The 24,142-nt window shown below is 35.6% G+C and carries 21 protein-coding genes; 10 read left to right on the forward strand and 11 right to left on the reverse strand.

Annotated features, from left to right (window positions below; genetic code table 11):
- The first annotated feature begins 6 nt into the window (after positions 1-6).
- A complete protein-coding gene (locus C7D53_RS09715) occupies positions 7-2,616 on the forward strand; it encodes a TonB-dependent receptor (protein WP_106916213.1) in 2,610 nt (869 codons plus the stop codon).
- Between the two features lie 46 nt (positions 2,617-2,662).
- Here C7D53_RS09715 and C7D53_RS09720 read toward each other — a convergent pair whose 3' ends face one another.
- The 5 genes from C7D53_RS09720 to C7D53_RS09740 are packed head-to-tail and all read right to left on the reverse strand — an operon-like array spanning position 2,663 to position 6,467.
- Positions 2,663-3,115 carry an adenylyltransferase/cytidyltransferase family protein gene (locus C7D53_RS09720; protein ID WP_076354225.1) on the reverse strand — a complete coding sequence of 151 codons (453 nt, stop codon included), beginning with the start codon at positions 3,113-3,115 and terminating at the stop codon, positions 2,663-2,665.
- A gap of 11 nt (positions 3,116-3,126) precedes the next feature.
- A complete protein-coding gene (locus C7D53_RS09725) occupies positions 3,127-3,891 on the reverse strand; it encodes a methyltransferase domain-containing protein (protein WP_106916215.1) in 765 nt (254 codons plus the stop codon).
- 9 nt (positions 3,892-3,900) lie between these two features.
- Positions 3,901-4,923, reverse strand: coding sequence for a UDP-glucose 4-epimerase GalE (gene galE / locus C7D53_RS09730; protein WP_106916217.1), 1,023 nt, complete (start codon positions 4,921-4,923; stop codon positions 3,901-3,903).
- A gap of 9 nt (positions 4,924-4,932) precedes the next feature.
- Entirely contained in the window at positions 4,933-5,343 is a 411-nt protein-coding gene (locus C7D53_RS09735) for a hypothetical protein (protein ID WP_106916219.1), read from the reverse strand.
- On the reverse strand, positions 5,343-6,467 hold the full coding sequence (locus tag C7D53_RS09740; RefSeq protein ID WP_106916725.1) for a DegT/DnrJ/EryC1/StrS family aminotransferase: 1,125 nt from the start codon (positions 6,465-6,467) through the stop codon (positions 5,343-5,345). The genes C7D53_RS09735 and C7D53_RS09740 overlap by 1 nt, the downstream gene beginning before the upstream one ends.
- An 88-nt stretch (positions 6,468-6,555) precedes the next feature.
- Here C7D53_RS09740 and C7D53_RS09745 point away from each other — a divergent pair, with 88 nt between their 5' ends.
- Positions 6,556-8,160: a S8/S53 family peptidase gene (locus tag C7D53_RS09745; protein WP_106916220.1), complete on the forward strand. Its 1,605-nt coding sequence runs from the start codon at positions 6,556-6,558 to the stop codon at positions 8,158-8,160.
- 193 nt (positions 8,161-8,353) lie between these two features.
- Here the strand turns inward: C7D53_RS09745 and C7D53_RS09750 are convergent, their stop codons facing one another.
- Positions 8,354-10,888, reverse strand: a complete 2,535-nt coding sequence (locus C7D53_RS09750; RefSeq protein ID WP_106916222.1) for a phosphoenolpyruvate carboxylase — start codon at positions 10,886-10,888, stop codon at positions 8,354-8,356.
- 200 nt (positions 10,889-11,088) lie between these two features.
- On the opposite strand from C7D53_RS09750, the gene C7D53_RS09755 reads away from it, so the two are divergent.
- The 3 genes from C7D53_RS09755 to C7D53_RS09765 are packed head-to-tail and all read left to right on the forward strand — an operon-like array spanning position 11,089 to position 12,949.
- Positions 11,089-11,655, forward strand: coding sequence for a Crp/Fnr family transcriptional regulator (locus C7D53_RS09755; RefSeq protein WP_106916224.1), 567 nt, complete (start codon positions 11,089-11,091; stop codon positions 11,653-11,655).
- Positions 11,656-11,711: 56 nt separating this feature from the next.
- The gene (gene def, locus C7D53_RS09760; protein ID WP_106916226.1) at positions 11,712-12,293 is read left to right on the forward strand and encodes a peptide deformylase; all 582 of its coding nucleotides are present in this window, start codon (positions 11,712-11,714) and stop codon (positions 12,291-12,293) included.
- Between the two features lie 50 nt (positions 12,294-12,343).
- Positions 12,344-12,949, forward strand: coding sequence for a hypothetical protein (locus C7D53_RS09765; protein WP_106916228.1), 606 nt, complete (start codon positions 12,344-12,346; stop codon positions 12,947-12,949).
- A gap of 169 nt (positions 12,950-13,118) precedes the next feature.
- Here C7D53_RS09765 and lpdA read toward each other — a convergent pair whose 3' ends face one another.
- Positions 13,119-14,519 carry a dihydrolipoyl dehydrogenase gene (gene lpdA / locus C7D53_RS09770; RefSeq protein WP_106916230.1) on the reverse strand — a complete coding sequence of 467 codons (1,401 nt, stop codon included), beginning with the start codon at positions 14,517-14,519 and terminating at the stop codon, positions 13,119-13,121.
- A 100-nt stretch (positions 14,520-14,619) separates the two neighbouring features.
- Between lpdA and C7D53_RS09775 the strand changes: the two genes are divergently transcribed.
- The 4 genes from C7D53_RS09775 to C7D53_RS09790 all read left to right on the forward strand — a co-directional run bounded on the left by C7D53_RS09775 (position 14,620) and on the right by C7D53_RS09790 (position 17,739).
- A complete protein-coding gene (locus tag C7D53_RS09775; protein WP_106916232.1) occupies positions 14,620-15,027 on the forward strand; it encodes a winged helix-turn-helix transcriptional regulator in 408 nt (135 codons plus the stop codon).
- Positions 15,028-15,183: 156 nt separating this feature from the next.
- The gene (locus C7D53_RS09780) at positions 15,184-16,347 is read left to right on the forward strand and encodes an iron-containing alcohol dehydrogenase (protein ID WP_106916234.1); all 1,164 of its coding nucleotides are present in this window, start codon (positions 15,184-15,186) and stop codon (positions 16,345-16,347) included.
- A gap of 208 nt (positions 16,348-16,555) precedes the next feature.
- A complete protein-coding gene (locus C7D53_RS09785) occupies positions 16,556-17,017 on the forward strand; it encodes a lipocalin-like domain-containing protein (RefSeq protein WP_106916236.1) in 462 nt (153 codons plus the stop codon).
- 65 nt (positions 17,018-17,082) lie between these two features.
- The gene (locus C7D53_RS09790; RefSeq protein ID WP_106916238.1) at positions 17,083-17,739 is read left to right on the forward strand and encodes a GDSL-type esterase/lipase family protein; all 657 of its coding nucleotides are present in this window, start codon (positions 17,083-17,085) and stop codon (positions 17,737-17,739) included.
- 53 nt (positions 17,740-17,792) lie between these two features.
- On the opposite strand, the gene C7D53_RS09795 is transcribed toward C7D53_RS09790, so the two are convergent.
- Positions 17,793-19,145 (reverse strand): DEAD/DEAH box helicase, encoded by a 1,353-nt coding sequence (locus C7D53_RS09795; RefSeq protein ID WP_106916240.1) that lies wholly within the window; start codon positions 19,143-19,145, stop codon positions 17,793-17,795.
- 125 nt (positions 19,146-19,270) lie between these two features.
- A complete protein-coding gene (locus C7D53_RS09800) occupies positions 19,271-20,965 on the reverse strand; it encodes an ABC1 kinase family protein (RefSeq protein ID WP_228422277.1) in 1,695 nt (564 codons plus the stop codon).
- A 183-nt stretch (positions 20,966-21,148) separates the two neighbouring features.
- Here C7D53_RS09800 and C7D53_RS20910 point away from each other — a divergent pair, with 183 nt between their 5' ends.
- Positions 21,149-21,316: a hypothetical protein gene (locus tag C7D53_RS20910; protein ID WP_162926142.1), complete on the forward strand. Its 168-nt coding sequence runs from the start codon at positions 21,149-21,151 to the stop codon at positions 21,314-21,316.
- 55 nt (positions 21,317-21,371) lie between these two features.
- On the opposite strand, the gene C7D53_RS09805 is transcribed toward C7D53_RS20910, so the two are convergent.
- Together C7D53_RS09805 and C7D53_RS09810 are read right to left on the reverse strand one after the other, a co-directional pair.
- Positions 21,372-22,880 (reverse strand): carbon-nitrogen hydrolase family protein, encoded by a 1,509-nt coding sequence (locus C7D53_RS09805; RefSeq protein ID WP_106916243.1) that lies wholly within the window; start codon positions 22,878-22,880, stop codon positions 21,372-21,374.
- Between the two features lie 165 nt (positions 22,881-23,045).
- Complete coding sequence (locus C7D53_RS09810) at positions 23,046-24,092, reverse strand: hypothetical protein (protein WP_106916245.1); 1,047 nt, start codon at positions 24,090-24,092, stop codon at positions 23,046-23,048.
- Positions 24,093-24,142: the final 50 nt, after the last annotated feature.

Here is a 24,142-nt window from a genome sequence, read left to right on the forward strand (position 1 = left end):
TAACCTATGAAGAATAAGACAGAAATTGTCAATATTTTCACAAGAAAAACACTAGGACTTACTTTAGTGCTTTCGGCGGCGGCAATGGCTTTCGCACAGGAAAAAGCAGGGGTTTCAGGGATCATTGTCAACAAGAAGAACCAACCGGTTCCTTATGCATCTGTAACTTTTAGTAATAAAGCCAATACTGCATTCAGTGATGCCGTACTTACCGATGAAAAAGGACAGTACCAGCTACAACTTACTCCCGGATCTTATGACATTACTGTGGAGGCTATTGATTATAAAAAAAGCATAGTCAATAAGAATATTACCGGAGCCGGCAATATTGGAGCGTTATCCATAGAAGCTGAAGCTACCTCTACCCTAGATGGAGCAACAAAGGAATTACAAGGTGTTGTTATTACTGCCTCTGCAGCCAAGCCCTACAAAGTAGAATTGGACAAAAGAACTTATGACCCATCCCAGGATATTGTCAGCAAAGGAGGAAATCTTCAGGATGTTTTGAGTAATGTACCTTCTGTTTCGGTAGATACGGATGGAACAGTTTCCATGAGAGGAAGTACAAATGTAAAATTCCTGATTAACGGAAAACCATCTTCTCTTTTGGGAATTGATGATGGAGCAAATGCGCTTCAAAGTATCCCTGCTGATCAGATTGAAAGAATTGAGGTGATTACCAATCCTTCTTCAAAGTTTGAAGCAAGCGGAACTTCCGGTATTTTGAACATCATTCTTAAAAAAAATAAGAAAATTGGCTTTAACGGTAGTGTGGTTGGAACTTTGGGATATTTTCCAAGAACAGCTCTTAATGCCAATTTAAGCTGGAGAAAGAATAACTGGACATGGTTTGTGAACGGTGGTGGTGGTTATACAGAAAATAAAACCAAAAATAATTCTGAAACAACCTACCATGATATTAAATTTCCAAAGCTAGATCCAATCCCAACAACACCAGCAGAGATAGCAAAAGTACCTAATGTCCCGGTTCATCAGTCTCAAAATTCTGAAAATAAAACATATAGTAAAAACTATAATGTAAGTGCTGGTTTTGTGTATGATATTTCTGATAAAACCTCAATCAATTTAACAGGATTGGTGAGAACATTTGAAGGAGATGGAAATGAGCTTGTAAATACCTACGATTCTTTTTATAAATATACGGGAGCAACATCTGAACCTTGGAAATTACTGAACCCTTATACACTGAGAGATTCTAAAAGTGTTTTTAACAATCTGGCATTTCAGGGAGATTTAGGTTTAGATCATAAATTTGATGACAATGGACAAAATTTATCCTTATCATTAAGTTTACAGAGAAACAGAAGTAACAATAACGCTGATATTCTGGAAAGTGTTGACAATATCCCATCTGTACAGGACATTACCAGAAGACATTCTGTAAGCAAAACTGTCATAGGAAAGGCCGACTACGAATTGCCAATAGGAGAAAACTCCAAGATTGAAGCGGGTTACAGATTGGATATTAATGACAATACTTATGATAATTTTGTAAGCAGTACTTCTAACAATCCTCTTATTCCCAATTATAACAATAACACGGATTATAGAGAAATGTTCAATGCATTCTACCTGCAGTTTAAAAGTAAGATTGGTAACCTTAGCTATCAGTTAGGATTAAGAGACGAGCTATCAAACGTTAAGATCAATTATATTAGTCAGAACCCTGATAAGGAGCCTTTAAATAAAACGAAGAATTACAACAACTTATTTCCAAGTGTATTCTTAAGCTATGATATATCGAAGAATAACCAGATTTTAGTAAACTATTCCCGTAGGATAGACAGGCCGAGATCATTCTTTATGGTTCCTTTCCCCAATTATACGAATAACCAGAATATTTTTGAAGGAAATATTGACCTGAACCCATCTTATGTAGATTCCTATGAAGTAGGTTATAACATTACTAGAAAGAAATTTACCATCAACCCTACTTTATATTACAGACATGCAACTGATGATACTAAAATGTTGGTGTACAGGCCTGATGAAAGACAAAAGGTATTCTATACAAAACCTGAAAACCTTGGTAATGATGACCGATACGGTTTGGATCTGAACTTCACCTATGATCCTTTTGCATGGTTCAAAATCATGGGTAGTGTAGATTTATTCGGATACAAAACTTCCGGAATTGCTACCTATAAAACAATAGATGTAGACGGATTGACTCAGGTGCGTTCATTAGATTTTACAGGAAGTGGTTTTTCTACAAGATTACGTCTTAATACAACTTTTAAGCTTGATAAAACATTAAGTGTACAGTTGCAAGGATTCTATAGAGGAGGACAAAAAACAGCCAGCCAGGACAGAAAGGATATGTATGCCATCAACTTTGGAGCATCTAAAACAATCTGGAAAGGAAACGGAACACTTTCATTCAATATACAGGATATCTTTAATACAAGAGGTATGGAGGTAACCAACTATAGCAATGACTATACACGTAGCAGCTATATGCAATGGCAGCCAAGACAGTTCTCTATTGCCTTAACCTACAGGTTTAAACAAGGTGAGAAAGTAGAGCAACCTAAGAAGAAAAAGGATATTAACTCCAATGAAACAGGTGACGATCAACAAGGAGGTCCAATGTAATAAAGCAAAAAATCCCGAAAATTAATTTCGGGATTTTTTTATTCTTTTATTTTACGGGTTCTTTTTGGGAAGCTTTTTCTTTTTCAGCTTCATAGATTCTTTTTCTTAAGTCACTGGTAGAAAAACGGTGATCTCTTTTATTATAAAAAATTTCAATGCCCTTTTCTTCACAATATTGCTTACCTGTAAAATCTCGATCCATATAATCATCACCAATGATTCTTACATCAATTACAAAAGATTTTAGAATATCCAGCAGATCTTCTTCTGTATAGTAAGGAATGATTTCATCCACAGCATTTACAGCCTTAAGCTGAATATATCTCTCAACGATAGTCTGGCTTGGCTTGTTTTTGTTCGGACGATCATGTGATGGATCAATTTGTAACCCAACGATTAAATAATCGCACACTGTTTTAGCTTCTTCAAGCATCTTGATATGCCCTGCATGCAGGAGGTCAAATGAGGAAAATGTAATACCTATTCTTTGTGTCTTCATATTAAATTTGGTTAAAACTTCGCTGAAATAAATGTTCTTTTAAATGGATAAAAGACAGGTGATTCAGGGAAGATGTTTTGTAATTCTTGTTTATAGTCTTTTTTAAATTTTTCTTTCAAATCATCAGGAAGCTTCTCGATATAAGGAAGCATTGCTGTTCCTGAGGCCCAAGTAAATACTGCTTCGGCATTTTCAAGAACATGAGGGAATACTTTCTCATAAACGGTAATTTCTCTTCCTTTATTGTCAAATAATATTTGGGCATAGTCTTCTATCTTCAAAACAGGAGATTCTCTTTCCCATGAATGATAAACCGTTTTATAAGGTTCTGTACCCGCTATTTTCCTTAATAGTTGGTGTACAACATATTCATGATTGGAAGGAATTTGTACCGCTAATTGCCCCCCTTCATTAACTTTACTGATTATTCTTGGAAAAAGTTCTTTATGGTTATTACACCATTGGATTGCTGCATTTGAAATAATCAGATCATAGGTATCCCCCAAATGAAGCTGCTCCTCAATACTCCTTTTCTCGAAAGTTAATCTGCTTGTTTTGAACTGAGCCGCTTTTTCAAGCATTTCCTCCGAAGAGTCTATCCCTAAAACCCTGGAGTCTTCCAGATAGTCCAAAAGCTTAGAAGTTAATTCTCCGGTTCCACATCCCAGATCTATAACAGATATACCTGTTCTTGATTCAACAAGATTTAATAAATCAAAAAATGGAGCTGAGCGCTCTTCTTTAAACTGGTCATATACTTCAGGATTCCAAGCCATATTATTTTTTTATGAGTTTCTAGAATTCAAATACTTTTGCCATTCCCAGGTTGTTCTTAATGATTCTTCAAGTGGGGTTTCGGACTTCCACCCAAGTTCACTCTCTGCTTTACCTGGATTGGTATAAGCAATCGTAATATCTCCTTCTCTTCTTGCACAGATCTGATAAGGTACCTCTACATTATTTGCTGTTTCAAAAGCTTTAACTACCTCCAAAACAGAGGACCCTTTTCCTGTCCCCAGATTATAAGTATCAATTAATGCTTCTTCAGACTGGTCATTCATAAGCTTCTTCAGGGCAGCAACATGAGCTTTTGCCAGATCCACCACATAAATATAGTCACGAACAGCAGTTCCGTCTGCTGTTGGATAATCATCTCCCCAAATACTTAATTTTTCACGTATTCCTGCAGCAGTCTGCATTACGTAAGGAACCAGATTATTAGGAATACCAACTGGTAATTCTCCAAGTTTTGCAGATGGATGTGCTCCAATTGGATTAAAATATCTTAATAACGAAATTTTTCGGTTGTATGCTTTAGCGAAATCAATAAGAATCTCCTCTCCCATTTGTTTAGTCTTTCCATAGACACTTTCAGGCATTTTTAAAGGAGTATTTTCATCAATTGGCATCACATCAGCTTGTCCATAAACAGTGCATGATGAACTGAAAATAAAGTTGGAAATTCCTCTTTCTTTAAACTCCTGTAAAATATTGATGAGGGAAAACAAATTATTCTCATAATAATCCACTGGTTTCATCTGACTTTCTCCCACTGCTTTAAAAGCCGCAAAATTGATACAGCCATCAATATGGTGTGCATCAAAAACCTGATTAAGCAATTCTTTTCGCTTTAGATCAAAAGGATAAAAAATTGGCTTTTTACCTGCAATTTCTTCAATATTCTTTAAAATAAATCTTTCTGAATTGGATAAATCGTCTACAATAACCACTTCAAAGCCGTTATTAAGAAGTTCTACCACCGTATGAGAACCAATGTATCCAAGTCCTCCTGTAACAAGTATTGCCATTTTTATTTTTTAAGCTTCCTTTTTTCCTATGTTTTCTATTTCGTTAGCTACCTCATATTCTTTCACTTTAAACACATTAACAATAATCAAAATTAATATGAATGAAACTGAAAGTTTAAAACTAAAATGTTCTAAAACATAATATCCATTTAAAAATCCCAACAGTAAGGGATATCCTAAAATAATTATGGATAAAGATAAACTAAGGTTTAGAAACAAAACAGCTTTATCATATTTTTCAATCAAATTAATGAATGCAAATGCATTAATAACAAGTGAAGTACAGATAACCAATGTTTTAAATATGCTGAAATTATTAAATAATTTCAAAATTGAAAGTGCAGATACTATAAAAAGCAGTAAGCTGGTAATTACAGCTAAGTAATAAACCAGCCTATGTTTAAATATCTTTCTTTTCATTATTTCATAAACTCAAGCACCGCATCCGTAATATACTTCAACTGCTCTTCGTCTAGCTCTGTATGCATTGGCAGAGAAACTACCTGATCCAGAAGTTTGTCTGTATTCACAAAATCTGCATCATTACTTTCCTGGAAGTAAGCTTTCTGCTTTCTTAAGGCCACTGGATAATAAATCATTGCAGGAATTTCCTTTTCTGTAAGGAATTTCTGAAGTTCATTACGCTTACCGTTCAGAATTCTTAAGGTATACTGGTGAAATACGTGAGTAGAACTCTCAGATCTCTTTGGAGTCAGGATATCCGGATGACCTGCAAATGCTTCATCATAATAGTCTGCAGCCTTTCTTCTTGCTTCATTATAAGAATCCAGATGAGGAAGCTTCTTTCTTAAAACAGCAGCCTGAATACTATCCAAACGGGAGTTCACCCCTACTTCATCATGATAATATCTTTCATACATTCCGTGGTTTACAATTCCTCTTAGACGGTGAGCCAATTCGTCATTATTGGTAAAAATAGCACCACCATCACCATAGCATCCCAGGTTTTTTGACGGGAAGAAAGATGTTGTTCCCACAGTAGACATTGTTCCGGCAAATTTTACCGTTCCGTCAGAGAATGTATATTCTGCACCAATTGCCTGTGCATTATCTTCAATCACATATAAATTATGCTCCTCAGCAATTTTAAGAATTTCTTCCATATTGGCACATTGCCCGAACAAATGCACAGGAATAATCGCCTTTGTTTTTGGAGTAATTGCTTTTCTTAAATCATCTGTTGAGATTGTAAATGTATCATAGTCAACATCTACCAAGACAGATTTTAATTTAAGCAAATGAATTACTTCTACTGTTGCAGCAAAGGTAAAATCAGCAGTAATAACCTCATCACCTTCTTTCAGATCCAGTGCCATAAGGGCAATCTGTAATGCATCAGTTCCATTAGCACACGGAATTACGTGTTTTACGTCTAAATAAGACTCCAATTCATTCTGGAAAGACTTTACTTCAGGACCGTTGATAAATGCCGCAGAATCCATTACATTTAAAACTGCATTGTCTACATCATTCTTTATTTTGTAATACTGACTTTGCAAGTCAACCATCTGAATTTTTTTCATAAATAAATATTTCTGTAAAAATAAGGATTTTAAAATCCTATCAAAAATTTTATTGGTTTTTGTTTTTATCTTTATACAAAATAATTTTATGAAAAAAATTTTACTCTTTTGTTTCCTCACAGGCTGTGCTTATGTATCTGCACAAACGCAGCTTGTGTTCGTATATTTTAAGGACAAGCCCAACAAAGCTGTATTCTTTGCCAATCCGCTTTCAGAGCTTTCGCAAAAATCACTTAACAGACGTATTGCCTTAGGAATATCGCTTAATGACCAGGACGCTCCCATAGAGCAATCTTACATTCAAAACCTTCAAAACCTGGGATTTACGGTGACAGATTATTCTAAATGGCTCAATGGAGCTGCTGTCAATGCAACACCTGCTCAAATAGCGGTTTTGCAGGCACAACCTTTTGTACTCTCTGTAGAAAGTTTTATACGAAATAACTCAACCGGAGGCAACAAAGTTTCTATTAATAAATGGAAAGATCAGGCAAGTACCAATAAAAACCTTACCACCTTTGATTATGGCTCTGGAACTGGCCAAATTGATCAGGTAAACATCAGGCCGCTCCATCTTGCAGGATATACAGGAACAGGAGTTTCCATCGCTGTTATCGACAATGGTTTTCCTACGGTAGATACCGGAAATGCTTTTTTAAGAATGAGAGCCAATAACAGGATAAAAGCCGGCTATGACTTTGTTACTAAGACCAACAATATTTATAATACCTCTTTAAATATCCACGGATCAGTAGTTTTGGGAGCCATTGGCGGTTACTTGGAAAACGTATTTGTAGGTTCAGCTCCTGATGCTGATTTTTATCTGTACCGAAGCGAAGATGCTACCGTTGAAATCCCTGAAGAGGAAATCTACTGGATTGAAGCAGCTGAAGAGGCAGACAGAAAAGGAGTTGAAATCATTACCACATCTCTGGGGTATAATGTTTTCGATAATCCTCAATATAGCTATACCTATGCTGACATGAACGGAACTACTTCATTCGTAGCTCGTGGAGCGCAAATAGCTGCGGAAAAAGGAATCTTTGTACTGGCAGCAACAGGAAACTCGGGAGATAAGCCGTGGCATTATCTGCTAACTCCGGCAGACAATGCTAAAGTATTTTCTATCGGGGCAGTAAATTCATCGGGAAATTCTTCAGCATTTTCATCTTTTGGACCCAATTCGCTTAATGTGGTAAAACCTGACGGAAGTGCCCAGGGAACAGGGACAGCAACGGTTATAGGTGATGTACCTTTTACCACCAACGGAACTTCTATTGCCACTCCAATTGCTGCCGGAGGTGTAGCATGCTTCATTCAGGCATTTCCTGCTATGAATAGGGAATTAATAAGGACAAAATTAAGGCAAACGGCTTCTCTTTTTCCTAATCATACGGATCAAATGGGATATGGCATTCTTAATTTTGGAAACCTCTTCAATTCTGTTTTGAATACTTCTGAAATTGTAAAAAAGGAAAAATTCACCATATTCCCTAATCCTGCTAAAAACATCCTGAATGTAGCATCGGAACAGGAAGTTCAGTCTTTAGAAATTTATGATAATCTGGGAAGATTAATCAGAAAAAGCAGCAACCAAAAATCTATAAAAGTGGAAGATTTTGCAAAAGGAACCTATTATCTGAAAATTCAGACAAGGGATAAGACTTTGTACGAAAAATTCTTAAAGGAATAACGATCTTATTTCTCGTGGATTATTCAGATGGAGCAGATTTAATTCCCTATAAACATCTGCGTGATCTGAATAATCTGCGGGAGATATTATTGTGTTAATACTTATGACCTATAACTCATGAATAGTTGATAATAAAAAAACGAGCTAAAGCCCGTTTTATCGTTATGGAAATTATTCCTGTTTCAAAAATAACTTATGCCGAGTTTCTGCTTGCATTAATATTTCCGAATAAGGAACGGGTCACCAGTTTCTCATAGGCCACTTTATTTCCTTCTCCTTTTTGGATCTTCATTAAGGCATATTGCTGAATGCTTAATAATGGAAGTACAATTTTCTCACGAATCTTCACTGATTTTCTGGATAGCGGATCTTCTTCCTGAAGCATTTTAAAGCCTGTAAGTTCCAGCATAATTTCTCTTGAAAGCTCATATTCATTGAAAAGAACATTCCAGAAAGCTCCAAACTTCGGATTATTTCTGATGTAATAAGTCAGAGGAAAATAAGATTTATTCATGCTCATCATAGAGTTCAAAACTAAGGTTTTAAAAAAATCTGAACCTTTGTATAGCTCTCTTACTTCTTCAAATCTTCCTTGTTCCTTCATTTTTTGCATTGCATATCCAAAACCAAAAAATCCGGGTACATTCTGCTTCAATTGTGACCATGACCCTACAAATGGAATTGCTCGTAAGTCTTCAAACTTCAATTCGCTGCCATTTCCTCTTTTGGATGGACGGCTACCGATATTGGTTTTTCCATAATACTCTAAAGTACTCATTTCCTGAAGATAAGGAACAAACATTGGATGAGCTTTGAGGTCTGAATATTTTTGGTAACTGATATTCGCCAATTCGATAATTAATGCTCTTTCTTTTTCTGTAAGGTCTTTTTTGGCATTTTTAAATACATCATTTTCCACTCCGGCTGTTAAAAGCTGTTCAAAATTATATTTTGCCTGTTCTTTATTTCCGAAAATACTTGTAATGGTCTGCCCCTGAATTGTTAGCTCAATCTTATTATTGGCGATTGTTTTTCCCTGTGAAGCATAGAAATCGTGAGTTTTACCTCCTCCTCTTGCCGGTGGACCTCCTCTACCATCAAAGAATACAACTTTAATATTATTTTGCTCTGAAAGTTGAGTTAAAACTTCTTTAGCCTTATAAATTTCCCAGTTTGCCTTTAGGTAACCACCATCCTTGGTTCCATCAGAAAAGCCAAGCATAATAGTCTGCTGATTTCCTCTTTTTTCAAGGTGTTTTTTATAAACTGGATTATGATACAGTTCATTCATCACATTTTCAGCATTAGCAAGTCCTTCCATGGTTTCAAAAAGTGGAACGATATCCATATTAATTGCTTCGTCCTGATATCCACAGATTTTAAAGAATGCATACACATTCATTACATCTTTTACGGCATCGGAATTGGAAATAATATAGCGATTCATTCCTCTCAATCCGTTCAAATCCTGAATTTCAGAAACCTGTGAAACGGTAAGCAATGTATCTTTTACAATGTCTTCAAAATCGTCAGCATTTACAGCTTGTGAAAGTTGAATCAACTTATTGAACTTCTCTTCATAATCCGCATTCTCTATTCCGTATACTTTTGCAAATACGGTATCAATTACCTTTTGATGAATCCTGCTGTCCTGTCGGATATCCAATGTTGCAAAGTGAGTCCCAAAAATCTTCACTCGATCTCTGAAATTAGCCAAAAGATCTAAAAACAAGGAATTATGTTCATTGATCAATATTTTTTCTGCCTCATCGGTTTTCTTTAAAATTGCTTCTGCTGTGATACTTTTTCCATCAAAAATGGCAGCATACAATTCTTCACTTAATTGTGTGAGAACCTCTGAAACTCCTCGGAAGCTCAATCTTCTTCTGATGAATTTCAAATGGCTGTAATAAGATTTCAATATGGCTGAACGAAGTTCTTCAGCTACTCTTTTGGTAACATCTGCTGTCACAAAAGGGTTTCCATCTCTGTCTCCTCCCGGCCAGAAACCAAGCTGAATAATATCTTCATGCAAATGAAAATGATCATTTCCAAAGGTCTTTTTTATCTTCGTGAACAATTCTCCGATGGTATCATAATACACATACCTCAGGTAGGAAATAATACTCAATGCTTCATCAACAGGAGTGGGCTTTTCTTTGTTCACAAAAGGGGTTTTCCCTAACTGCTGCAAAAGCATATCAATCTGTGTAACGGAATCACTGGTAATGGCTCCTCTCAGATCCTGAATAATCCGTTGTACTGAGCTTGGATAAAACTGAGTCGGGTGAGCCGTAAATACAACCTTAACGCTAAAATCTTTTAATTTTTCACGTACTTTTTCAATTTTATGATCCTGAAAAGAACGTTCGAAAAGATTAGTCACTGTTCCACTGTCACTTTCTGAATGCAGATTTGGAAATGCAGCATCTTCAATACTATCGAACAAAACTACCTGTCTTTCTATATACTGAATAATCTTAAAAAGCAGCTCAAGTTTTTGTTCTTCGGTCTGAAGATCTGTATGGTTTTTAAAAAATTCTTCGACGATTTCTTCAGGGGTTTTTCCTGCGTCATAGCCTGTTTTACTTTCCTCATACAGGAACGGGAGAAGCATTCCGATATTCGTCATTTTATCATAGGGCAGGCTCATAAATAATGAATTGTAGATCTGGAATTTGTTCTCCACGATCTGCCTGAATTTTTCTGTGCGTTGGTCGTGTCTCATAGTAACAAATGTAAGTGATTTTAGAATTAGTTGAATTGACAAATGACAAAAATTAAGGGCTAAAAGCAAAAAATATTAGAATGTTTTTTACAGTCGTTATCCTCAATTAAACATTTTGTAACTTTGATTTTTAAATTAATTCATAAATATAATCATCACAATCTCTGAAGTTATATTAAGAATTATTCAAATACGTTTCTATGGGATACATCAGAGAATATTACGAACAAATTGTAAAGCTGCAGGAATCGGAATGGGCTTTTATTGCAGGACATTTCCAGAGAAAAGTCTATGCAAAAAATGATATCATTACCCAGCAAGGTGATACAGAAAACTTCCTATCCTTTATAGAATCAGGGTTGGTAAGATTTTATATTCCTGATGATGAACATGGTTATACTTTCAGCTTTAGCTTTGAGAAAGAATTCACCTGTGCCTATGACTCTTTTCTTACCCAAACTCCATCGGAATATGAAATGCAGGCCCTCACAGAAACTTTAGTATGGCAGATTTCTTATGATGATCTACAGAAGATTTACAATCAGACGAATGTGGGAAACCATTTGGGTCGTTTCGCTTCTGAAAAATTGTTTTTAGCTAAAAGTAAAAGAGAACTTTCTCTTTTAAAACTTACAGCCAAGCAACGTTACCTGAAATTATTTACAGAACAGCCTGAGCTACTTCAACGGGTTCCCTTGAAATACATAGCTTCCTATATTGGCATTACTCCGCAGGCTTTAAGCAGAATTCGCAGGCAGATTAATTAACATAGGTTCATTGCATATGTTTCCCTTTCTGATGAACTTTGCAGGAAAATAATCTAATGAATTTATCTATTATAGCCTATGGCAACCGTATTTTAAAACAAAAATGTATAGAGGTTAAGGAGAATACGCCTGAAATACAGACACTCATTTCGGATATGTGGGACACCATGAATCTGGCTAATGGCTGTGGTCTCTCCTCTTCTCAAATTGGAAAACCTTTACAACTCTTTGTTGTGGATAGTAAGGTTGCTTTCGAAAATCTTGATTCTGAAGATAAAATCCTTTACTTTGAAAAGAACGACAAGGGAATTTTGGAAACTTTTATCAATGCCAGAATCATTAACAGTTCTGAGGAAACATGGGAAGACTATGAAGGATGCTTAAGTATTCCCGGATTATCTCAAAAGGTAACAAGGCCCTGGAAAATCATCATTGAATATCAGAATCAGGATTTCACCCTGCAAACAAAAACATTTACCGGACTAACGGCTAGAATTATTCAGCATGAATATGATCATACCCAGGGAATTTTATATACCGATCGTCTGAAACCTCTTACAAGAAAACTCATAGAATCAAAATTGAAAAAGATTATCAACGGAAATGTTTCAACAAGCTATCCAATGAAGTTTATTTAAATCCGGAATCATTAAGTTTTTGTAAATTTGTTCTGAAAACACGTTTCTCTATGAAAATAATCATCACTCTTTCCCTGATTCTATCCAATCTGTTTTGTGCACAGATCAAGGTTCCTGATGATTATAAGAAAATCCCAGACATTCTGGATACTACAGACTATCTCTATCCTTTTATTGTGCCCGATAAAGAATATGAATATTGGAGAGTGCTTACCAATGACATTGACTTTGAAAAGGCAATAGTATATGAAAGTCAGGCACCGGATTTTATGACAATCAATGAACCTGTTCCTGAGAGAGGTTTTTTTCAGAAATGCATGGGCAACAATTGCTTTACCTATATTCTTGCCTGTAAAAAAGACAGGTCTGTGTATTTTTCCAATGAACAGCAATTAAGAGATTTTATTGGTACGGTTGATAATCTTCCGGAAGCTATTTTATTGGCTAAAACCTACGGCTACTCCATTGATCCCAAAAATAAATTTACCGGTTCTTATAAAATTGAAGACAATCGTATTTCCATGTATGCTCTACAGTCAAAAGGATGCCCTGTTACCAAGGAATCTTTTTTAATTACCATCAACAGAAAAACCGGAAAACTGGAAGCTAAAAGCAATGGGATTTATTCCAAAAATGAAGATTGCTCAGCTTTATAGTAAAAGCTGTCATCTGTTGGAAAATCGCAAGGACGCAAAAAATTTCACAAACTTCATGTTCTAGGTCGTAAGGGTTTTATCACTGATAAAATTTTTGAGTCACTATCGTAAAAGTATTGTAGTATAAAGGTCATTTTTTATGTCCTTGCGATTTTCAACAAGATTGAGTTTAAATATTTACAGCTCCTTGTCCAGACGCTATCAAGTAAGCTTCTTTTAAGGTTTCAGAATAAGTAGGATGTGCGTAAGACATACGGAACATATCTTCTGCTGTCACTTCATATTCCTGGGCAATTACCCCTTGTGCAATAAGATCGGCAGCCCTTGCCCCAATAATATGCACACCAAGCACCTCTCCATATTTCGGGTCAACAAGTACCTTTGCAAAACCATCTGTATCCATTGAAGCTCTTGCCCTCGCGCTCGCAGAAAATGGGAACTTTCCTACGTTATAGGCTATATTATTCTTTTTCAGATATTCTTCGGTATATCCAACGGATGCTACTTCAGGCCATGTATATACTACAGACGGAATTCTCTCATAATGAATATGATGCTTCTGTCCGTTAATAGTTTCTGCAACCAAAACCCCTTCTTCTTCCGCCTTATGAGCCAGCATCGCGCCACCAATCACATCTCCAATAGCATAGATATTAGAAACAGATGTCCGTTTATTTTCATCTACCTTAATAAAATTGCGCTCGTCCAATTGTATATCTGTTTTTTCCAAACCCAATCCTTTTACATAGGGGCTTCTTCCGACAGCTACCAAAATATAGTCTGCTTCCAGCTCGTGCTCGGCTTCATTTTTATCCCTAAAAAACACTTTAGCGACAGCGTCTGAACTTTCGGTTTTATAAACAGTCTGATTGAGTTTAATATCAATCCCCTCTTTTTTAAGTATTTTCTGAAGATTTTCCCCCAGTTCATGATCCATTCCAGCAATCAAATGGTCTGCATACTCAAGAATTGTCACCTGTGTTCCGATACGGCTGAAGATAGACGCCATTTCCACCCCAATCACACCACCTCCAATAATAATCATGGTTTCAGGCTTTTCCTTTAAAGATAATGCCTCGGTAGAAGTAATGATCCTTTTCTTATCAATTACTACTCCGGGAATGGTTGATGGCTTTGAACCTGTTGCTATAATGTAATTGTTGGCAGTAATCTCCTGAGATTCTGTTTCACTAATAATTTTTATAGTGGAATTATTGATGAAGCTTGCTGTACCTTTCAAACGGATAATATTATTTTTATTCATTAAAAAGTCAAGACCACTTGTATTTTTTCCAACAACTTCAGATTTTCGGCGGTACATCTGGGAAAAATCAAGTTCTACTCTATCTAGTTTAATACCATGATCTTTAAATTTATGGTGAGCATCTGTATAATGATGTGTACTATCCAGTAAAGCCTTTGTGGGAATACAACCTACATTGGTACAGGTGCCTCCCAGAGTATCATATTTTTCTATAATCACTGTTTTGTAGCCTAGTTGTGCGCTTCTTATAGCGGCCACATATCCGCCGGGTCCTGAGCCGATCACGGCAACATCATAATTTTCCATTTGATTTATTAATTATTTATGATTAAATTTACTTGCAAAACAAAAGTAAATTTAAAACAAATACTTTCATTTTGCAAGTAATATTTTAAAAATTAAAATAATGGGTAAAAAAAGATCAGACTGCCCCATCAGTTGTTCATTGGAAATATGGGGTGATAAATGGTCCCTGCTAATCATTCGTGACCTGATGATTAAAAAAGAATGCACCTATGGAGAGTTCTTAAAAGCTGATGAAAAAATTGCTACCAATATTTTGGCAACAAGGCTTCAAACACTATTGGAAAACGGAATTATAGATAAAAAGGATCATCCCGACAATAAATTGAAAATCCTCTATCATCTTACAGAAAAAGGCATTGATCTGGTTCCTGTAATTGTAGAAATCAACCTTTGGGGAGACAAGTATCTAACGATTCCGGATGATAGAAAGAAACTATTGGAAGATATTAAAAAAGACAAGGTAGATTTTATAAAAAGAGCAAAGACTTATCTTTCGGGTAATCATTAAATCTTACTATCGTGTATGACAGACAGTTGTTGCGGCTTTGCTGTGAAATAAATTCTCAATAGCTTTCATGAAACTTAATGATAGCAATTTTAAAATTTCATTAACTCAATTTTTCTTTTTCATTCCGTAAATTTGGGTTAAAATAAATTTAGAACAATGCTTAATTTCGAACTTAAAAATCCAACAAAAATACTTTTCGGGAAAGGTGAAATTGCTAAAATTTCCAAAGAAATCCCTCAGGATGCTAAAATATTAATGATTTATGGCGGTGGAAGCATCAAGAATAATGGAGTGTATGATCAGGTAAAAGAAGCCTTAAAGGGTCATGATTTGTATGAGTTCGGTGGAGTTCCTGCCAACCCTGAATATGAAGTTTTGATCAACGCATTGAGCTTCATTAAGGAAAAAAATATCAATTATCTTCTTGCTGTTGGTGGTGGATCTGTAATTGATGGTACTAAGTTCATCTCAGCAGCAGCCAATTACAATGGTGAACCTTGGGATATTTTAACCAAGCAGGTAAGAACCTTTGAAGGGGAAGGCATGCCTTTCGGAACTATTTTAACGCTTCCGGCAACCGGTTCCGAGATGAATTCTGGGTATGTAATTTCAAGAAGAGAAACCAATGAAAAATTATCTTCCGGAGGTCCGGGGCTTTTTCCCCAGTTTTCGGTTTTGGATCCTGAGGTAATCAGATCTATTCCCAAAAACCAAATTGTAAATGGCCTCACAGATGCATATACCCATGTGTTGGAACAATATATGACGGCTCCATCTTCTGCCGATCTTCAGGAAAGAATTGCAGAAAGTATCTTAATAAGTATCCAGGAAACGGCTCCGAAAGTATTAGCCGATGATTTCGATTATGATGCTGCAGGAAACTTTATGTGGTGCTGTACAATGGCTTTAAACGGATTGATTCAGAAAGGGGTTATTACAGACTGGGCTGTACACGCTATGGGCCATGAACTGACAGCCTATTTTGGTATAGACCATGCGAGAACACTGGCCATCATTGCTCCATCCCACTACCGTTACAATTTTGAAGACAAAAAAGGGAAACTTGCTCAGTATGCAGAAAGAGTATGGGGAATTAAGGATGGAACCATAGAGGAAAAAGCTGAGCTGGGAATCAAAAAACTGGAAGAGTTCTTCCATAGCCTGCATATCAAAACTAAGCTTTCAGAATATACAGAAGATTTTAAAGGGACTGCAGAAAGAGTAGAAAAAGCCTTTACAGACAGAAATTGGCTAGGTCTTGGAGAGTACAAGAAATTGACCCCTCAGGATGCTTCCAAAATTGTGGAAATGAGTTATTAATAACTTCTTGAATAAAATAATATATTAAAGCGGACTAAGGTTCGCTTTTTTTAATGCTTACTAACAGAATCTTTTTAATAATTTATGTCTACCCATCTCATGGTGTTTCAAATTATCTTATTTACAAACATTTGTTTAAAAAATCATGATTTCATTACAAATATTTCAAATTTATTTATATTTTAGCATATTCTTAAAATTTGTGAAAATGAAAAAACAACTACTTTTATTTGCCTTTTCTGCTTTGGCATTGACTTCTTGTAATGATGATAACCTTCAGGCCTATGAAATGGACATAATGAAGGGAGATTGGAAAGAAGTGAAGAGAGAAGTAATTTCCGGAAAAGACAATAAAACAGTTCTTCAAACTGATGTTTTAACAGGATGTGCAACAAAAAACACTCTTTTCTTCAGAACAGATTTTTATATCAGCTACACGGGTTATGCCGGAACTGGTGCAGATTGTCAGATCCTTGCAAAAAGCGAGGGGCAATATACCTATGACGAAGAAACCAAGCTTTTAGGTATCAAGTTTGACAAAGAAGAAAATATGAAATACAAGGTTGATATTTTGACAGGTCAAGATCTTAGACTGGCACAACAGTTTGGCAATTATGATCGAGATGGGGATAAAATACCGGATGTCACTTATATTACTTACAAAAGATAAACTCTAAACTCCCGATGATCGGGAGTTTTTTATTACTTTTATCTCTAATTTTAAATCTGAAAATAATGAAGAAGATTCTAACGGCATTTCTATTGCTGTGTTTTACCATTGCCTTTTCTCAGGAAAAAAAGCCCATGTTCTGGCAGGACATTCAAGAGTTCAAAAAACAGGATCAGCAGAATCCACCATCCCGAGATGCCATTTTATTTTTAGGAAGCTCTTCCTTTACCAAATGGACAGATGTTGCTGATTATTTCCCAACTAAGACAATTATCAACAGAGGTTTCGGGGGTTCAAGGCTTACAGATCTCAATTATTTTGCTGATGATCTTTTAGCGCCATATCAGCCTAAACAGATTATTATATATTGTGGGGAAAATGACTTTGCAGATAATCATCAGTTGAAAGCCCAAAAAGTTGTTAAAAGATATAAAACCCTTTACAGAAAGATCCGTGAAAGATTTCCTAATATTGAAGTAGACTACATCTCTATAAAATATTCTCCGAGCAGAGAGAAGCTTTGGCCACAAATGAAGGAAGCCAATAAAAGGATTGCCGCTTTTATGAAAAAGGAACCTAATGCTGAGTTTATTGATGTTACCAAGGCAATGGAAGACGCCAACGGAAATGTCAGAAAAGATATTTTTGTGGAAGATATGCTCCATTTTAAGCCTGAGGGCTACCAAATCTGGACTAAGGTAATGAATCCTTATATGAAATAATCTATAATCATGAAATACAAAAAAAGACTCCCGATTGGGAGTCTTTTTTTGTATTATTTCTTTCTTTTCGATTTAGATATCGCTTTTTGTTGTGATCTGTTGGCTCCAAATTTCTTAGGTGCCTTTCTTTTTGATGGGCCACCCCAGTTCTCTTTAGTATTCTTCGCCTTTTTATCGTGGAAAGCTCCTCCTCCATCATTCAGTTTTACCTGAACCGGGTTTTTCATAACCACTTCATCTTTCTCAGAAGCAATTTTATTAGGATTGATTTTTACACCTTCTGGGAAGTCATTAAACTTTAGGTCCTTATCCATCAATAGCTCAATATCAAGAATCAAAGGCTCTTCCTTTTTGGTTACAAAAGTCACTGCCTTACCTTCTTTATCTGCTCTACCGGTTCTACCGATTCTGTGAATATATTGTTCAGGGATATCTGGTGTTTCAAAGTTGATAACGTGGGTAATATTTGAGATATCCAGACCTCTTGCCATTACATCCGTAGTGATTAGTCCTCTGATTTCTTCATTTTCAAAACTTTTCATCGCCTTAAGTCTATAGTTTTGAGACTTATTGGAGTGAATCACGTCAAACTGCTCTGGAAAAAGCTCATCAATCTTCGTGAAAAGCAAATCGGCATGCTTTTTATTATTATTAAAAATCAATACCTTGGACATGTCTGTATTATTCTTCAATAAATGCTCAAGTAGATTGATTTTAGTATTGAAGTTTTCAACTCTATAGGCCGTTTGTTCGATTTTTTCAAGAGGCGTTCCTGATTTTGCCAATGAAATTTCCACCGGACTGGCGAAATATTCGTCCAGCATATCATCTACAGCTTCCGTCATGGTTGCAGAGAAAAGAATATTCTGTCTCTTCTCTTTCATCATTTCGAAAATATGAGTCAACTGTGGTCTGAAACCAAGGTTAAGCATTTCATCAAATTCGTCAATAATAAGCTTCTGAACTTCTTTCAGGGAAATTGCATTGTCTATGGAAAGGTCCATCACTCTACCCGGAGTTCCTACTAGAATATCACAACCATCATTAAATAATAATTTCTGGGTATTGATATTTTTTCCACCATATATTCCGATTACTCTTGCTGTAATATTTTCTGTCAGTTTCTCAATGATTTCGGTTACCTGCACCACCAATTCTCTTGTAGGTACAAGTACTAGAACAGTTGGATTCCCTGTTTTACTATACTTCCAAGTCTTTAGAACAGGTAAAAGATAGGCCAATGTTTTTCCGGTTCCGGTCTGTGCAATTCCCATTACATCTCTCCCGGAAAGGATAGGCTTTAAACTTTTCTCCTGAATAGGTGTAGGCTCAAATAATTCTAAATCCGCTAAAACATCAAGAATCTTAACCGGTAGGTCAAAATCTGCAAAAGTGAGTTTTTCCATTTTGCAAAGATAGGTATTAATATGTAGAATTTAAAATCAGGTTTAAAAGGGGGCGGATGATAGATTACAGGCTCCCATTAACAACCCTTAGATTGGCATAATCACTTTTTTAACTTTTATCTTTTCTACTTTCTGGTTACCCTCAACAAAAGTATCAAAACTAAAATAACTGAAAAAACAAATCCTAAAACTGCAACAACAGACAACTCGCCAATTCTTGGACCTGATTCTGAAGTAAATACTATAGAGGTTGCTATGATATTTGCACCCAGTATCATGGCTAAAATTAAATTGACAACACTGGACTTTATAAGTTGATTCGTCTTTTCTATATTTTTTATTTCACTGGAAACTGTGAACTTATTTTCATCGAGCTTTTGGAGCACAGAACGAAGTTCCTTGGGGATTTCATCTACATTATCTGTAAAATTCATCATCCTGTCCATTCCAGTTTTTAAAAGGTTCTTTGGGCTGATTTTTTTTGTAAATATTTTTCGGGTATAGGGATGAAGACTTTTTACAATGTCCAGATCCGGATTGATATTTCTTCCTACTCCCTCTATCAGGCTGATTCCTTTAAATAAAAGATAAAAATAATCAGGCATATAAAGTCTGTTATCTTTTAAAATATCTTTCATCTTATTAATGATCACCTGAACGTTGATTTCCTGTAATGATGAACTATGAACAAAATTCAGGATGTCTTCCACATCATTTTCAAACCTCCTTTCATCCGGAATTTCATAGCTTATTGCCATTTTTTTAAGATAACGAACTATTTTATGTGGATTTTTGGCAACAAAGCTTACAATCAGATTTTCAAGAATTTCCTTATCATTAGGCTGAATCTTTCCTACGGCACCAAAATCTATAAAGACAATTTTTCCGTCTTTTTTTACGAGAATATTTCCGGCATGCGGATCTGCGTGAAAGAATCCATAATCCAGAATCTGGGAAACAAAGAGCCTTAAGCCGGTTTCAGAAACTTTTACAGGATCAATATGATTTGCTAAAAGAACAGATTTATCCGTTACCTTAATTCCGTCAATGAATTCCATACAAAGAATATTATTGTTGGAAAATTCATCGTATACTTTAGGAACATAGGTTTCTTTATTATTTTTAAAATTAAGACGAAACTGCTGAATATTATTCTTTTCGTTGATCAGGGATACTTCTTCCAGTAATGATCTTTCGAAGGTTGAAATGGCCTGTTTCAGATTAAGCTTCTCTCCTATTTCTGAATAGGTGGATATTAATTTTTCAATATCCTTAATTAGAAGTAAATCATCTTCAATTACAGATTGTACATCTGGTTTTCTCAATTTTAAGATTACCGGACTGCCATCCAATAAAATGGCCTTATAAACCTGTGCAATGGAAGCCGTGGCCAATGGTTCTTTCTGAATTTCCAGGAAATGGTCTTTCACAGAAATATTGAACTCGCTTTCCAGTGCTTCTTCCACATCCATGTCAACCGTTTCTACCTTGTCCTGTAGTTTTTGTAACTCCTGAATCAGTTCCGGGGGCAGCAAGTCTTCCCTATTGCTGAATGTTTGTCCAAGCTTTACAAAGGTAGGGCCCAGCTCTTCAAGAGCTAGTCTGATTCTTTCATAAACGGTACCTTTTGAAATAACCTCATCTGAATTTGAGGATTCTTCCTTGTTTCCTCCATTCATTCTTGCCAGCATATCTTTAAAGCCGTATTTGCTTAACACGGAAATAAGTCTGGCGGATCTTTTCAATTTTCTTTGCTGCTTGTCAAACATAGTGTATGTATAGTAGGTGCAATTTACTCCAAAAACTGTTCCTAATATCATTTTATTAAAGGGTAAACTAAACAAGTCGGGTGGCTAAATTAGAAACATCATCACATAATCAATGTTTTACAGAATAAAAATCAATCATAATAACAAAATTCAACCACTAGTGATAAAATTTAATATATTTTTCTATATTTACATCGTACAAATATTAAAACAAACCAATAAAAGTATTACAACATGAAAAATTTACGCATCAGCAAACTTTCAAGAGAGCAATTAAAAAACGTTTCCGGCGGAATCATCATTGGAGGAGGTAAATGCTCACGCCAGTGCTGCCCTACTGATGGACTTCCACAGTGCCCGGGATTGATTTGTCCTGCCGTGGTTTGCCCACAGTATAAATAATATGCTCAAAAATTTTAGGTAAAATAAAAACAGAATGCTTTCGCATTCTGTTTTGTTATTTAAGATAGGTTTCATAGAGGTCTTTTCTACGGTCTTTCATGACCTGAACGGAACCATTGTGGTGAAGATCCTTTAATAAATTTAAGTCTACGTCTACAATTAAGGTCATTTCCGTATTGGGAGTGGCTTCTCCTTTAACTGCATTGGACGGGAAAGCAAAATCTGATGGAGTAAACACAGCGGCCTGTCCAAACTGAATATCCATATTATTTACTTTTGGAAGGTTACCTACACAGCCTGCAATGGCCACATAGCATTCATTTTCTATTGCCCTTGCTGCTGCACAGTGGCGTACCCTCATGTAGGCATTCTGGGTATCTGTAAGGTAAGGAACGAATAGGATCTTCATGCCCTGATCAGCGAGAATCCTTGGTAATTCAGGGAATTCTACATCGTAGCATATTACAAGACCTATTTTACCGCAATCTGTATCAAAAACCTTTATTTCATTACCGCCTTTCATTCCGTAGTATCTCTTTTCATTTGGAGTAATGTGAATTTTTCGGTATTCGTCAATACGTCCATCACGGTGCAAAAGATAGCTTACATTATATAAGTCATTATTATCATTATCAAAAACAGGCATACTTCCGGAGATAATATTCACATTATAGCTGATGGCCAGTTCAGAAATTTTCTTTTTGATTTCTTCCGTAAGCTTAGCCAGCTCTATCATACTGTCTCTTTCTGAAAGATTATTGAAAGGAGCCAGTAACGGTGTATTGAACAACTCCGGAAACAGTACAAAATCTGATTTGTAGTCTCCCATCACATTCACAAAGAACTCTACTTGTTCGTAAAATGCTTCTATATCTTTAAAATGCCTCATTTGCCATTGTACCAAACCAAGACGAATGATGCTATCCTGCATGGTATTAGGACTTTTGCTGTAGTAAATATTATTCCATTGCAAAAGAACGGCGTTTTCATGTGAAGCTTCATCTTCAGGGAGATATTTTTTCAGAACCCTGATCGGAAGAAAATTATTGGAAAGCTGAAAAGATAAAACGGGATCATAAATCTCCTTATCTCTTACTCTTCGTATATATTCTCTTGGAGAAAGTTCGTGGCTGTATTTATGATAATTTGGAATTCTACCACCTAGAACAATTGATTTTAAGTTTAATAATTCACAAAGTTCTTTTCGGGCATCATATAGTCTTCTTCCGAGACGAAGCTCACGGAATTCCGGATCTACAAAGACTTCAATTCCGTATAAAACATTCCCTGTGGATAAATGGGTATTAAAAGTATAATTTCCTGTTATGTCACTATAGGTATGATCGTCTCCAAATTCATCATAGTTAACAATAATGGAAAGTGCCACGGCAGCTAGTTTTCCGTCTACGGTAATGCAGATTTGCCCATTGGGAAACATTCTTGTCAGTTTTTCAATACTTTTTTTGGACCAAATGGATTCCGACATCTGTGGATAAGCCCTTTTCATTGTTTCCGCCAATTCATTATAATCCTGAAGCGTCAGGTTTCTTGTATCTATTTGCATTTGATGTAATTTTACTTAAATTTAGTGAAAAAATAAGGAAATGCAGGGATTTACCCTTGAAAAAGAACTTTAAATATTATAAATAAAAACTCCTTTATGAAATGTTTCACAAAGGAGTTTAAATATATATCCACTATTTTTATGATGTAAATAAGATCAATTGATTTATTTCTGCGAACCAATCTCTCTAATAATCTCATACTTTCCATTAAAATAGTCCAAGCGACATTCATATTGTTTTGCTTTTCCTGTTTTTATCAAAATCCCAATTACTCCGCCTACTACCCCGCCCATCAATTGTACTGTTATTCCTCCAGAAAACTGTCTTTTGCCATTTGGAAGCTCATAAAGTTTTGAAATGAAATAAAAATCTTCCGGTGTTTTTCTCATTGGATACAATTCATCGGCATAAAGCACAAAAGGTCTCCCCTGGTAAACAACAGCGTACGAATCTTTTTTTGCATTTTTCTTCTTTCCTTTATCGTCCATATAAGTTACCTTGGTAATCATTCCTTGCTCCATTTTTATTTCATCAATTGGCTGATCAGGAGTTTGCATACTGAATGATTTATAATTGAGATAGATCCCATCTGTAAGCTTTTGGCTAGTATACAAAGGCAGTCGTGATTTCGCTATTTTATCATAATTATTAATATCTTCTAAAGTATAAATCCTGTCATCAATAGGACTCGCAGAAACACTTTCGAATATCGAATTTTTGATATAGTCCAAAGACTGTTTTTCCATTTCCTTTGTAACATCTATTTTATACAAAACCAATGTAGTGTCAACCTTCTTGATTAGTTGATACTGATTATCCTTACCTCCAAAGATCAATCCTCTAAAGTCAAAATATCCGTACTGAGTAAAATCAATGGTTACTTCCAGATAATTCAAATCTCTCAACTGAAAAAATAGTTCCTGATCTTTTGCAGAGCTTTTATCAATTCCTTTATCAAACATTTTGGTGAGCTGCTCTTCAAAGCTGGGGCTGAATTTGACCTTGGCTTTTCTATCGGACACTCCTTTCATTACGATCCCGAAATTTTCAGGATCAGGCCTTACATCCTGAAGTTGGATCTTATTATAATTAGAGTTGGAAATGGTCTGAGCAGGGTCTGGCAGATTTAGCTCTTCGATAATAAACTTTTTAGATTGGGCAAAGACAGAGGTTACTGTTAGAAGCAGTAATAATGTTAGTGTGTTTCTCATATATAATTTGTAGACCAATGGATATGACTATTTAAAATTATCCATCTGAT

The sequence above is a fragment of the Chryseobacterium aurantiacum genome, assembly GCF_003020585.1.
GTDB classification, from domain to species: domain Bacteria; phylum Bacteroidota; class Bacteroidia; order Flavobacteriales; family Weeksellaceae; genus Chryseobacterium; species Chryseobacterium aurantiacum.